At 66.1% G+C, this 12640-nt stretch carries 11 protein-coding genes; 2 read left to right on the forward strand and 9 right to left on the reverse strand.

Going from position 1 to position 12640, the window contains the following annotated elements; all coding sequences use genetic code 11:
• Positions 1-65 precede the first annotated feature (65 nt).
• The gene (locus AC1RL5_RS00820; RefSeq protein ID WP_492589040.1) at positions 66-1211 is read left to right on the forward strand and encodes an EAL domain-containing protein; all 1146 of its coding nucleotides are present in this window, start codon (positions 66-68) and stop codon (positions 1209-1211) included.
• A 12-nt stretch (positions 1212-1223) separates the two neighbouring features.
• Here AC1RL5_RS00820 and AC1RL5_RS00825 read toward each other — a convergent pair whose 3' ends face one another.
• Positions 1224-1697 (reverse strand): hypothetical protein, encoded by a 474-nt coding sequence (locus tag AC1RL5_RS00825; protein WP_015636104.1) that lies wholly within the window; start codon positions 1695-1697, stop codon positions 1224-1226.
• 201 nt (positions 1698-1898) lie between these two features.
• On the opposite strand from AC1RL5_RS00825, the gene AC1RL5_RS00830 reads away from it, so the two are divergent.
• The gene (locus AC1RL5_RS00830) at positions 1899-2801 is read left to right on the forward strand and encodes a LysR family transcriptional regulator (RefSeq protein ID WP_015636103.1); all 903 of its coding nucleotides are present in this window, start codon (positions 1899-1901) and stop codon (positions 2799-2801) included.
• Positions 2802-2896: 95 nt separating this feature from the next.
• Here AC1RL5_RS00830 and AC1RL5_RS00835 read toward each other — a convergent pair whose 3' ends face one another.
• From AC1RL5_RS00835 to AC1RL5_RS00870, 8 genes are all read right to left on the reverse strand, one after another.
• A complete protein-coding gene (locus AC1RL5_RS00835) occupies positions 2897-4255 on the reverse strand; it encodes an OprD family outer membrane porin (RefSeq protein WP_093404010.1) in 1359 nt (452 codons plus the stop codon).
• Positions 4256-4371: 116 nt separating this feature from the next.
• Complete coding sequence (locus AC1RL5_RS00840) at positions 4372-5721, reverse strand: citrate-proton symporter (protein WP_072449931.1); 1350 nt, start codon at positions 5719-5721, stop codon at positions 4372-4374.
• An 87-nt stretch (positions 5722-5808) separates the two neighbouring features.
• The gene (locus AC1RL5_RS00845; protein WP_492589039.1) at positions 5809-7203 is read right to left on the reverse strand and encodes an amidase; all 1395 of its coding nucleotides are present in this window, start codon (positions 7201-7203) and stop codon (positions 5809-5811) included.
• Between the two features lie 268 nt (positions 7204-7471).
• Positions 7472-8884 (reverse strand): amidase, encoded by a 1413-nt coding sequence (locus tag AC1RL5_RS00850; protein ID WP_145711724.1) that lies wholly within the window; start codon positions 8882-8884, stop codon positions 7472-7474.
• Positions 8881-10161 (reverse strand): Zn-dependent hydrolase, encoded by a 1281-nt coding sequence (locus AC1RL5_RS00855; RefSeq protein WP_145711727.1) that lies wholly within the window; start codon positions 10159-10161, stop codon positions 8881-8883. Before AC1RL5_RS00855 ends, AC1RL5_RS00850 begins: the two co-directional genes overlap by 4 nt.
• 13 nt (positions 10162-10174) lie before the next feature.
• Positions 10175-10870, reverse strand: a complete 696-nt coding sequence (locus AC1RL5_RS00860; RefSeq protein ID WP_123577984.1) for an ABC transporter ATP-binding protein — start codon at positions 10868-10870, stop codon at positions 10175-10177.
• On the reverse strand, positions 10870-11631 hold the full coding sequence (locus tag AC1RL5_RS00865) for an ABC transporter ATP-binding protein (RefSeq protein WP_492589038.1): 762 nt from the start codon (positions 11629-11631) through the stop codon (positions 10870-10872). The genes AC1RL5_RS00860 and AC1RL5_RS00865 overlap by 1 nt, the downstream gene beginning before the upstream one ends.
• Positions 11628-12638 (reverse strand): branched-chain amino acid ABC transporter permease, encoded by a 1011-nt coding sequence (locus tag AC1RL5_RS00870; RefSeq protein WP_093404000.1) that lies wholly within the window; start codon positions 12636-12638, stop codon positions 11628-11630. The genes AC1RL5_RS00865 and AC1RL5_RS00870 overlap by 4 nt, the downstream gene beginning before the upstream one ends.
• Positions 12639-12640: the final 2 nt, after the last annotated feature.

Raw genomic sequence — 12640 nt, forward strand, 5'->3', positions numbered from 1 at the left:
CGAACGCTTTTCGAGTTCGACATTTTTCAAGAATTTTCGCGTCTTGCGGTTTTGCTCGAGTACAAGTGATCAGCGATGACTGCGACGGGGTTCAGTTCCCGCCCGCCCTGGATGAACTGGACCTGGTGATCTGCGACTCACTGCACTCCCTGAACGCCATCCCCTACCTGCGCAGGCTCTGCGAGCACTACGGGTTTTTCTCGATGATGGAATGCGAGGCACTGCAAGCGCCGATCCGTTGGGGGCTGGCGAACTTTCGCATGCGTTCCGGCAAGTACTGCGTCGGCAGTTACAGCGATCTGGATACGGTGCAGATCAGCGCCTTGCTGCTCAAGGCGCTGACCGTCAAGCGCACGGTGCGCAGTCACTCCCGCGGCACTACCCAGGCGGCAGGCCGGCCGCGACCCGCCAGTAATGACTGGGTGGCGCAGCTGGATGTCTCCATGGCGCTGGAACAGCAGCAGATCGTCCCGTACTTCCAGCCCCAGGTCTGTATCAAGACCCGGCGCATCACCGGCATCGAAGTCCTGGCCCGTTGGCAGCATCCTCACAAGGGGGTGCTGGGGCCGCAGTTCTTTCTCGATCTGTTCGACAGCCCGCAGGGCCATCGCCAGTTGTTCGATTGCCTGTTGCAGCAGGGCCTGGCGCTGCAGCGGCAGTTGCAGGGCCACGCCAGCGGCGATGCCCTGATGTTCTCCTACAACATTGAGGCCAGCCAGCTGAGCGATCCGCAATTCGCCCTGCAGGTGTTGCAACAGATCGACGAGGCGCAGGTGCCCACGCGCCAGGTGACCCTGGAGATCACCGAGCGCCAGGCTCTGGTCCTGAGCATGCAGTGCATCGAGAACATCAGTGTGCTGGTGCACAGTGGCGTGCGTCTGTCCCTGGATGATTTTGGCACCGGGCATTCCTCGATCATGCGCCTGGCGGACATTCCCTTTGGCCAGCTCAAGCTGGACTCCGGATTTGTCGCCAACGCTACGGGGCCCAAGGAAACCCGGATCATCGAGGCCATCGTGGGGATGGCCGGTGCGCTGAACCTGGAGCTGGTGGCCGAAGGCATCGAGACCGAAAAGCAACGTGCGCACCTGCAGCGCCTGGGTGTCGATGCGGCCCAGGGCTTTCTGTTTCACAAACCGATGAATGCGGCCGCCCTGGTCCGGGTCCTGACGTTGAGCCGGCCGCCGCAGCGACAGCTCAGCCAGAGCTAGGATGCAGTGCGGTCATTGCGTCTTGAGCATCACATAAGCTTCACCGCCACGACGGTCGTGCATGAGGATGAAGGTCTGCCCGTTGAGGGTGATCTTGCTCGGTACGCTCTGGGCCACCGGGGTACTGGAGAACTTGCCGGCCACGCTGAGAAATTGCTGGGTCAGCGAGCTGTCGTTCTGGGTCGGGGTGGTGATCGCGCATTCCTTGTTGGCCTGTATCTGCACACCCAGGCTTTGGTCCTCGTTCATGCCCATCTTGGCGAAGCCGGCATCGGTCAGGTCACTGATGCCATGGTTGCGCGCGGCGGTCTCGGCGCCGGCGAAGGACGGCGCGGACTTCAGGCAGATATCGCGAAAGGCCAGGATGCCGGCGGAAGTGATGGTGGGCTCCGGGTTGATCTCCCGGGTCACGCTGGAGCAGGCGCCAAGCAGCGCCAGGGCGGTGAGGGTTGCGGCAAGTGGTGCGGTGCGGGGCAGAGTGCTCATGGAAATCCTTGGAAGCAGACGGCAAGGGGGGGCGGGGAGGGTTCTTGCCGAATGAGGCATCGGCGCCCTGGCAGGGTAGGCAGGGGCATCGTTCAGATCAATCTTTTGTGTGAAAACCGCGTGTTGAACGGTTCCGGAGCGCTGCGGCTGGCGCAGTAATTGCCTGCCTCATGGCTCAGTTCAACGATGGGGCCCGCGGCCATGCAATTACGAGCGTTGCGTTACTTCCACGAGGTGGCCCGGTGCGCCTCCCTGCGTCAGGCGGCGGAGCGCCTGTACGTGACCCCCACCGCAGTCAGCCGGCAGATCGAGCAACTGGAGCACTTCTTCGGCACCGCGCTGATCGAGCGCGGGCCCCGGGGCATTCGCCTGACCGTGGAAGGTGAATGCCTGGCCGAGCAGGTCACCTCCACCTTGCGCGGCTTCGACCAGGTGCGCGATGTGATCGCCAGCCGGCAGAGCCAGGTAGCGGGTAACGTCAGCATCCATGTGTCGGAAAGTATCGTTTCCAGCGTGCTGGCGCCGGTGCTGGCGGCGTTCAACCGGGCCCATCCGAAAGTCACCTTCAACATCGTCATCGCCAGTGCCGGCGCCACTCTGGATGCCCTGTGCAGTGGCGAGGCCGACCTGGGCCTGGCGTTCTACCTGCCGGAACGGGCCGAAGTGGAGGTGACCGCCCACTGCCAACTGTGGCACCGGGTGCTGGTCAGCGCCGAGCACCCGTTTGCCCAGTGCCCGAGCATTCGCCTGCAGGATCTGGAGGGCCAGCCCCTGGCGATTCCCGACTCGGCCTACGGCGTGCGCCAGGCCCTGGAGGGCGCGGCAAAAAAGCGCGGAGTGAACATCCTTCCGGTATTCACCACCAGCTCCCTGGAGGTGCAGAAAAGCCTGGCCCGCCAACGTGCGGCAGTGCTGATCCTGCCCCAGGTGGATGCCGAGGCCCGGGACCTGGGGGATGGGCTGGTGGCCGTGCCGATCGACGACCAATACCTGGAGCGGATCCGGGTGGACCTGTGCGTGGTGCGCAACCGGCCCTTGTCGGTGGCGACCCTCAGGTGCCAGGAAATGCTTGTCCGGGCGATGCAACGCCATAGCCTGGCGTAGGAGTGGGCTTGCCCGCGAAAGCGTTTCCAAGAGCGCTGCACGGCTTACGGACCTCTTCGCCGGCAAGCCGGCTCCTACGGGGGAGGGTGATGGGGTCAGAACAGGTTGAACGGGAAATTCCCCACCAGGCGGAATTCGTCGTAGCTGCCATCGATCTGCCCACCGCTGGCGCGGTGGTTGTAGACGATGGTGCGCAGCACCGCATCCTTGAGCCGCCCGGACTGCACCACATACGCCAGCATCAGGCCGTTTTCGTTGTGCTTGGCGCCGTCCAGGCCGCGCACGTTGTAGCCGCGGTTGCGGCCATCGCGATCACCGTTGTACTGGGTGCCGTCGATGCCCCAGCCCTTGGCGTGCCACAGGCTGGCGCTCAGCCCCGGCACGCCGTAGGCGGCAAGATCCAGGTCGTAGCGCAACTGCCAGGACTTTTCATTGGGGCCGTTGTAGTCCGAGTACAGGGAGTTGGCCATGTAGTTGCCGGTGGATTCCCAGACGTAGTCGAAGTACTCGTTGCCGAACACTTGCTGCCAGGCCAGGGTCAGGCTGTGGGCCTGATGGCTGCCGGTCAGCGCCAGACTGAAGGCGTCGTTGTCGATGTAGCCCAGGCGCTGCTGGCCCTGGTCCCGGGTGTGGTAGTAGTTGAACGCGGTCTTCAGCGCCAGCCGGCTTTTGTCTCCGGCGCGGTGGGTCAGGCCCAGGTAGTACTGGTCCCACATGTTCTCGAAGCGCGAGGCATAAAGGCTGCCTTCCAGGCCCAGGCCGGGCTTGACCGTCGCCCCCAGGTAGCTGATGCGCTCGCCGCTGTAGGCGCGGTTGCCGAAGGTGGTGGTCAGGCGTTCGCTGCCGGTGCCGGTGCGCGGGATGGCCCGGTCGAAGCTGCCGGCCTGCAGCGACAGCCAGTCGGTTTCGTTGCTGTACAGGCCCACGCCCTGGAAGCTGGAGGGCAGGGCGCGGTTGTCCTTGTAGCGCAGCACCGGGTTGTCGGTCATCAGGCGCCCGGCCTTGAGCTCGGTGTTGGACAGGCGCAAGCGCACATCGCCGATGCCCAGGCGGCTCCAGGTGGGCAGGGCGTCGCCGTCGCTGTCCACCAGCACCCGGTCGCCGCCATTGGCCACCCGGCCGTGGCCGCGCTCCAGGTTCACTGCGCTGAACAGGCCGGCGTCTACCCCAATGCCGATCAGCCCCTGGGTATAGCCGGAGCTGTACTTGAGCATGCCGGTCTGTACCCAGGTTTCCCGCACCCGGGTGCGCTGGTTGCCATCGGGTTTCTTGATCGTCAGGTAGGTGTCGCGTTGGGTGTGCTGGTTGGAGTAGTAATGGCGCAGGTTGAGGTCCAGGCTGCTGCCTTCGATAAAGCCCGGGGCCTGGGCCTGCTGGCTTGGGCGCGGGTTGTCCTGGGCCAGCAGGGGGCTGCTGGCGCTGATGGCCAGGAGGCAAAGTACGAGCTGTTTCATGTCGCTTCCCCACAAATCAAAGGCGTCGAACCACCGCCCGACCGCGGTCATGCGCGGCCGGCAGGGTAGAGAAAGACGCGGTGCCGGAAAAGGGTTTTGGGCAGTGAGGCGAATGCTCAGCGGGCGCGGGCTTCTGCGAGCCGTTGGCCGGGGGTGCTGCGTCCGGGTGTTTGTGGGCGGGTTTCCTTGGCGAACCAGGCGGCGGTCAGGCACACCAGGTTGGCCACCAGCAGGTAGCCCACTGGCGACATCGGGTTGCCGGTGGTGCCGATCAGCCAGGTGATGATGATCTGCGCCGTACCGCCGAAAGCCGCCACGCCAAAGGCGTAGACGATGGAGAAACCGGTGGAGCGCACCGCCTTGGGGAAACTCTCCACCAGCAGCACGATCAGCGCCGCGCCGCTCATGCCGTGCAGCCCGGAGAGCACCGCCAGGGTCAGCAGGAAGGTCGTCGGGCTGGGGTGCTCGGTCATCAATTGCAACGCCGGGAACAGCACCAGCAACAGCACCACCCGCGGCGCCATGAGGATGGTGCGGCGGCCGAAACGGTCGCAGAGCATGCCGCCGGCAATCGCGCACACCGCCATGGCCGCGCCGGCCACCAGGGTCGAGAGCATGGAGATGCTGGTGGGCAGTTTCAGTTCTGTGAGGGCGAAGGTGGTCATGTAGTTGATGAAGTACTGGGTGATGGTGCTGCCCGACAGAATCAGCAGCCCCAGCACCAGTGCCCGGCGATGCTCGCCGAACACCTGGCGCACCAGGCTGCCGGTGCTGGCTTCTTCGCCCTGGCCATGGAAGGTTTCCGCCAGGTTGCGGCGGATGTAGATGCCGATTGGCAGTACCAAGAGGCCGAACACGAAGGGCACGCGCCAGCCCCAGGTGTTGAGGTCCTCGGGGGACAGCACCTGGGTCAGGGTGTAGCCCACGGTGCCGGCGGCCATGGCGGCCACGCCCTGGGCCACCACCTGCCAGCAGGCGTAGGTGCCGCGCTTGTGGGCTGGCGCGGCTTCGAGGATGTAGGTGGTGGCGGGGCCGGCCTCGCCACCCCAGGCCAGGCCCTGGATCAGCCGAGTGAGCACCAGCAGGATCGGTGCGGCGATGCCGATGCTTTCGTAGCTGGGCAGGATGGCGATGCTGCCGGTGCCCACGGCCATCATCACCAGGGTCAGGAGCATCGCCGGCTTGCGTCCGACGCGGTCGGCGTAGGCGCCGATCAGCACCGCCCCCAGGGGCCGCACGATAAAACCCACTCCGAAGGCGGTGACCGACAACATCAGGCTGACAAAGGCGCTGTCGGAGGGAAAGAAGGTGTGGCCGATCATCACCGCAAAGGTGGCGTAGACCCCGAAATCGAAGAACTCCACGGCGTTGCCGAGGATCACCGCGAATACGCTGCGCTTGCCTCCCGCCGCGTTGGGCGTTTCGGGCTCGGGTGTGGCGGATGGATTGGACGCTTGGCTGTGCATACTGGCCCCTCGAATTTTTATTCATAGGTTGCCCAGGCCCCGGGCGGCAAGGCCCGGGGCTGGGGTGAAGGTGGCAGTTTCGGTGTGTCAGTGGGACGGCGGGTTCGGCCAGCTGTGGATCGCTCCGCGCCAGCTCTCATAAGTCTTGGCCACTTGCAGCAGCCATTGATCGGCAAAGCGCGGGGCGATCATCTGCAGGCCGATGGGCATGCCATCGGCGGCGAAACCGCAGTTGATCGACAGCGCCGGTTGTTCGCCCATGTTCCAGGGCAGGGTGAAGACGATGTGCTCGAACGGCTGCTGCGGATCATTGCTCGGTGACGGCCACTGGGCGGGAAAATGGTTGATCTGGTTGGTGGGTGACAACACCAGGTCGAACTCGCTGAACACCTGGGCGGCACGCCGGCGCATCTCGAAGGTCTGGTTGAAGCCCTGCACCGCCTCGACCCCGGACAGGTCGGCCCCCGGCGCCGCCCAGTCGCGGATATAGGGCAGCACCTTGGCAAACTGCTCGGCGCCCAGGGCCGAGAGTTCCGTCCATTGTCGAGCACGCCAGAAGCGGTCCAGGCCGTCCAGTTGCGCGCGGTCCATGATCGGCGCCAGGGTACGGACCTGGGCGCCGTGGCTCTCGAACAGCCGCGCAGCCTGTTCCACTGCGGCGCAGACAAAACCTTCCGGTTGCAGCCCCGCGCCGGGTTCCAGCATCAGGCCGATCTTCAAGCCGTTGACCGACACCGGCGCATCGCTCCACTCGCCGGTCAAGGGCGGCAGGCTGGTGGCGTCCCGGGCATCGGGTCTGGCCAGGTAGCGCATCATCAGCACCGCGTCATCGACGCTGCGGGTCATGGGCCCGGCGCAGCGTCCGGTGTAATACGGGTCGATGGGAATCCGCCCCAGGGTCGGCTTGAACCCCACCAGAGCGCACCAGGCGGCCGGCAGGCGCACCGAGCCGCCGATGTCGGTGCCGATGTGCAGCGGTCCATAACCGGCGGCCGCTGCGGCCGCGGCACCGGAACTGGAGCCGCCGGTATTGCAGGCGGTGTTCCAGGGGTTGCGGGTAATGCCGTGGAAGCTCGACAACCCAGAGGACAACATGCCGAAATCCGGCACCGTGGTCTTGGCCAGGATGATCGCCCCAGCCTCACGCATCCGCGCTGCGGGCGGTGCATCCTGCAACGCCGGCTTCAGCGTGGTGGCCGCGCTGCCCAGCGGAATCGGCGTGCCTTGGGTGGCGATCAGTTCCTTGATCGTCACTGGAATCCCGTCCAGCGGGCCGTTGGGCGCGCCCTTGTTCCAGCGCTCGGTGGCGGCCCGGGCCTGCAGGCGCACCTGCTCCGGATCGAAGGCGTAGAGCGCCCGGATATGCGGCTCCCAGCGCCCGATATGGGCCAGCAGATGCTCGTGATAGTCCAGGGGTGAGAGCTGGCGGCTGGCGAATTGCGCCAGCAGTTGTGAGGTGGATAGATCGTGCAAATCAGTCATCGAACGCATCCTTGTGTCGGGCGTCAGTCGGGTTGCTGATGGCCCGACTGTATCGCTTCCACCCTAGCCCAACCATCACAAAGGACGCAGCCTGGTGTTGCGTTTTTGTGAGCACTGCAGCGGCGTGTCCCTCGGCCTGATTGAATACAGCCCCACCAATCGAGACGTTCTGTAGGAGCGGGCTTGCCCGCGAAGGCGGCCTCAGGGTTTGCCCAAGGCTCGCGGGCCTCTTCGCCGGCAAGCCGGCTCCCACGGGATTTTGTGCGGGTCAGTGTCGCAGGACGGGGGCTTGGGGGTGGGGGCAGGGGAACGCTTGCTCATAGGCCCGGCACAAGCGCAGCACTTGCTCGTCGGCAAAGCGTGCGCCCACTACGTGCAGGCCCACGGGCAGGCCGTCGTCGGCAAAGCCGCAGGGCAGTGAAGCCGCCGGTTGCTGGGTCAGGTTGAAGGGGTAGCTGAAGGGCGTCCATTCCATCCATTCCCCCAGGCCCGAGCCCGGTGGGACGTTGTGTCCGGCGGCGAACGCAGTCAGGGGCAGCATGGGCGAGAGCAGCAGGTCGTAGCGCTCATGGAAGGCGGCCATGTGGGCCACCAGGGCGGCGCGCGCCTCCAGGGCGGCGCTGTAGTCGCTGAGGCTGATGCCTTCGCCCTGTTCGGCGATGCGCAGCAGGCCCGGGTCCAGCAAGGCGCGCTGGGCGGGGCTGAGGGCTGCGGTCAGGCGCGCCGCTCCGGAGAACCACAGGGTATTGAACAGCTCCAGGGGATCACTGAAACCGGGATCGACCTGCTCGATCTGTGCCCCCAGTTGCGCCAGGCGCTCCACCGCCCGGGCCACCACTCGCGCCACTTGCGGGTCGACCTTGACGTAGCCGAAGTCCGGGCTGTAGGCGATGCGCAGGCCCTTGAGGCTGGCATTTTCCGGTAACCAGGGCGTGCTGCGCGGTGCGCCGAGCAGGCCGTCACGGGCATCCGGACGGGCCACGGTCTGCAGCATCAGCACGGCGTCATCGACGCTGCGGGTCATCGGCCCCAGGTGCGAGAGGATGTTCATCGCGCTGGCCGGCCACTGCGGCACGTAGCCGAAGGTCGGCTTGATGCCGAAGGTGCCGGTGAAGGCGCAGGGAATGCGGATCGATCCGCCGGCATCGCTGCCCTGGTGCAACACGCCGAGGTTCAGCGAGGCCGCCGCCGCTGCGCCGCCGGAGGAACCGCCGGCCGTCAGGCGGGTGTCCCAGGGGTTGCGGGTGATGCCGTACAACGGGTTGTCGGTCACGCCTTTCCAGCCGAATTCCGGGGTGGTGGTCTTGCCCAGCAGCACCGCGCCGGCCGCGCGCATGAAGCCGGAGAAGGGCGCGTCGACTTCCCAGGGGCCGGCGGCCGCAGTGGTTTTCGAGCCCTTGCGGGTGGGCATGCCACGGGTCAGGGTCAGGTCCTTGATCGACGCCGGCAAGCCGTCCAGGGCGCCGCAGGGCTGGCCCTTGAGCCAGCGCTGTTCGGAGGCCCGTGCCGCGTCCAGGGCCCCTTGGTGGTCGATATGGCAATAGGCGTTGACCAGCGGATTGAAGCGCTCGATACGCGCCAGGGCATCCTCGGTGACCTCCACCGGTGACAGGCGCTTGTCACGGTAATGACGCAGCAGTTCGACGCCGCTCAGGGCGGCGATGTCAGTGGCTTGCTTCATAGCGATTGAGCTCCTTGAGCGGCATTGACCATGGCCCGCAGCAGGACTGCGCAGCCGTCGGCCAGGTCCTGGGGCGCGGCGTTTTCAATTTCGTTGTGGCTGATGCCGCCCTCGCAGGGCACGAAGATCATCCCTGCCGGGCCCAGCTCGGCGATGAAGATCGCGTCATGCCCGGCGCCGCTGACGATGTCCATATGGCTCAGCCCCAGGTGCTCGGCGCCCTGGCGCACGGCGGCCACGCAGGCGGGGTCGAAGTCCAGCGGCGGGAAATCGGCGGTGGCGGTCAGCTCGAAGCTCAGGCCGTGCTGGCGGCAGCTGTCTTCGATCACCTGGCGCACTTCATCGACCATGGCTTGCAACCGGTCGGCGTGCAGGTGGCGCAGGTCGAGGGTCATCTGCACCTGCCCGGGAATCACGTTGCGCGAGCCCGGGTGCAGGCTCAGGCAGCCCACGGTACCGCAGGCATGGGGCTGATGGGCATGGGCGATGCGATTGACCGCGCTGACCACTTGCGCCGCGCCCACCAGGGCGTCCTTGCGCAGGTGCATCGGCGTCGGCCCAGCGTGGGCCTCGACCCCGCTCAGGGTCAGGTCGAACCACTTCTGGCCCAGGCAACCCATGACCACGCCAATGGTGGTCTGGCGGTCTTCCAGCACCGGCCCTTGCTCGATATGCGCTTCGAAATAGGCGCCCACCGGGTGGCCGAGTACCGCACGCGGACCGGCATAGCCGATGCGCTGCAGCTCGGCGCCCACCGACAGGCCCTGTTCATCCTGCTTGGCCAGGGTCTCGGCGAGGTCGAACTTGCCGGCGAACACCCCCGAACCCATCATGCACGGCGGGAAGCGCGAGCCTTCCTCGTTGGTCCAGACCACCACTTCGATCGGCGCCTGGGTTTCCAGGCCCAGGTCGTTCAGGGTGCGGATCACCTCCAGCCCGGCCATCACCCCGTAGCAACCGTCGAACTTGCCGCCGGTGGGCTGGGTGTCGATATGGCTGCCGGTCATCACCGGTGCTCGGTTCGGGTCACGCCCGGCGCGGCGGGCGAAGATATTGCCGATGCCATCCACGCTGACGCTGCAGCCGGCCTCTTCGCACCAGCGCACGAACAGGTCCCGGGCCTGGCGGTCGAGGTCGGTGAGGGCCAGGCGGCACACGCCGCCCTTGGCGGTGGCGCCCAGTCGGGCCAGGTCCATCAAGGACTGCCAGAGGCGCTCGCGGTTGATCAGCGGGGCATTGCTTTGCAAGGACTGCAGTGGGTCCAGTCGACTGTTCATGGCATTTCTCCCGTCAGGCGCTCAGGGCCAGGTAGCGGTTCTTGATGGTCGGGTCGGCGCGAAATTCGGCGGCGCTGCCCTGGTAGACCACGCGGCCCTGTTCGAGCACGTAGTGACGGTCGGCGAGCTTGTCGCAGACCATCAGGTTCTGTTCCACCAGCAGCACCGGCAGGCCGCCTTCCTTGAGGGTGCGCAGGATCTTCACCAGCTCGTCGACGATCACCGGCGCCAGGCCCTCGGTGGGTTCGTCGAGGATCAGCAGCTTGGGGTCATTGAGCAGGGCACGGGCGATGGCCAGCATCTGCTGTTCGCCGCCGGACAGGGCGTGGCCGGCGTTCTTGCGGCGTTCCTTGAGCCGCGGAAACATTCGGTAGATGTCGTCCAGTTGCCAGCGGCTGCTCTTGCGTTGGGCGATGCGCAGGTTTTCCTCGACGCTGAGCAGGCGAAAGATGCCCCGGTGTTCCGGCACCAGGGCCAGGCCCTGGCGGGCGATCTCGAAGATCTTCTGGCCCACCAGTTGCTGGCCGTTGAAGTGGATCTGGCCCTGGCGCGGGCAGATGATCCCCAGGATGCTGCGCAAGGTGGTGGTCTTGCCCGCGCCGTTGCGCCCCAGCAGGGTCACCAGTTCACCGGCCTCCACCTTGAGCGAGACACCTTCGAGCACGTGGCTCTTGTCGTAGTAGGAATGGATGTTCTCGACGGTCAGCATCAGGCGGCTTCTCCCAGGTAGGCGACACGCACACGCTCATCGGCGCGCACCACATCCGGCGTGCCCTCGACCAGGATCTGGCCGTGGCTCATCACGGTGATGCGCTGGCTGATGGACATGACGATGCTCATGTTGTGTTCGATCAGCAGCACCGTGTGGTCGCGGCCCAGGTCGCTGATCAGTTGGGTCATGATCGGAATGTCGTCGATGCCCATGCCCGAGGTGGGCTCGTCGAGCATCAGCAATTGCGGTTTCGAACAGATCGACATGCCCACTTCCAGCACCCGTTGCTGGCCGTGGGACAGCTCGCCAGCCAGGGTCTGGGCCCGGGCCGTGAGTTGCAGGCGCTCCAGCACCTGGTCGGCCACCTCCAGGTGCTCGCGGCGGCTGTCCACGTGGCGCCAGAAGTTCAGGGCCCCCAGGCCGTCGCGGCCCTGCGCGGCCAGGCGCAGGTTCTCCCGCACGCTGAGGTTCTGGAACAGGCTGGTGAGCTGGAAGGAACGCGCCATGCCCAGGCCGACCCGGCCATGGGCGGGTTTCTTGATGATGTTCTTGCCGTTGAAACGGATGGCCCCGGCGGTGGCCTGGCGTTCGCCGGTCAGGCAGTGGAACAGGCTGGTCTTGCCGGCGCCGTTGGGGCCGATGATGGTGTGGATGGTGCCGGCCTCGACCTTGAGGTTGACCCCGTTGACCGCGTGGAAGGCACCGTAGGCCAGCTCCAGGTTCTGGGTTTCCAGCAGGTACTGCGAAGGCTTGCTCATGAGCGTTTCTCCTCGGCCAGCAAGGCCGTCTTGCGTGAACCTTTGAGGCGTTCCGCCAGGCTCGACAAGCCGCCCCACAAACCGCCACGCATGAACACCACCACCAGGATCAGGATCACCCCCAGCAGAATCAGCCAGCGTGGCCACAGCTCGGAGAGGAACTCGCCCAGCAGCACGATGGCGCCGGCGCCGAGCAGGGAACCGAACAGCGAGCCGGTGCCGCCGACGATGGTCATGATCAGGATGTTTTCCGACATCGCCAGGTCGATGTTCGACAGCGGCACGAAGTGCAGGAGCATGGCGTACAGCGCCCCGGCAATCCCGGTGACTGCGCCGGAGAGCATGAACACCAGGATCTTGAAATGCCGGGTGTCGTAGCCGATGGCGGCGGCGCGGGTTTCGTTCTCGCGGATGGCCATCAGGGTGCTGCCGAACGGCGAGGCGATCACCCGCCGGGCACCGATGAAGATCAGCAGGAACAGCACCGCGACAAAGCCGTAGAAATAGTGGGCGTCGGCCAGGGACAGCAGCACCGTGTCACCGATGCGGATCTCCGGGCGCGGCACGCTGAGCAGGCCGTTGTCGCCGCCGGTCCAGTCGCTGAGGGTGTAGGCGATGAAGTAGGCCATCTGGCTGAAGGCCAGGGTCAGCATGACGAAGTAGATGCCGGTGCGGCGGATCGCCAGGGCGCCCACCAGCAGTGCCAGCAAGGCTCCCACCAGCGCCGCGCCGAGCAGGGCACTGAACAGCCCCAGCTGCAGATGGATCATCAACAGGGCGGCGCAGTAGGCACCGGCGCCGAAGAAGATGCCCTGGCCGAACGACAGCAGCCCGGTGTAGCCCAGCAGCAGGTTACAGGCCAGTGCGGCGAGGGCGAAGATCAGGATCTCGCTGGCCAGGGTCGCCGACGGCAGCACCAGAGGCAGGCCGATCAGCACCGCGATCACCAGCCACAGCAGGCCGCGCGATTGAGTCTTGGCAAAGGGCAGGGGGTTTTTCTCGCTCATGA

This window comes from Pseudomonas sp. GW822-FHT06D10 (genome assembly GCF_058799535.1).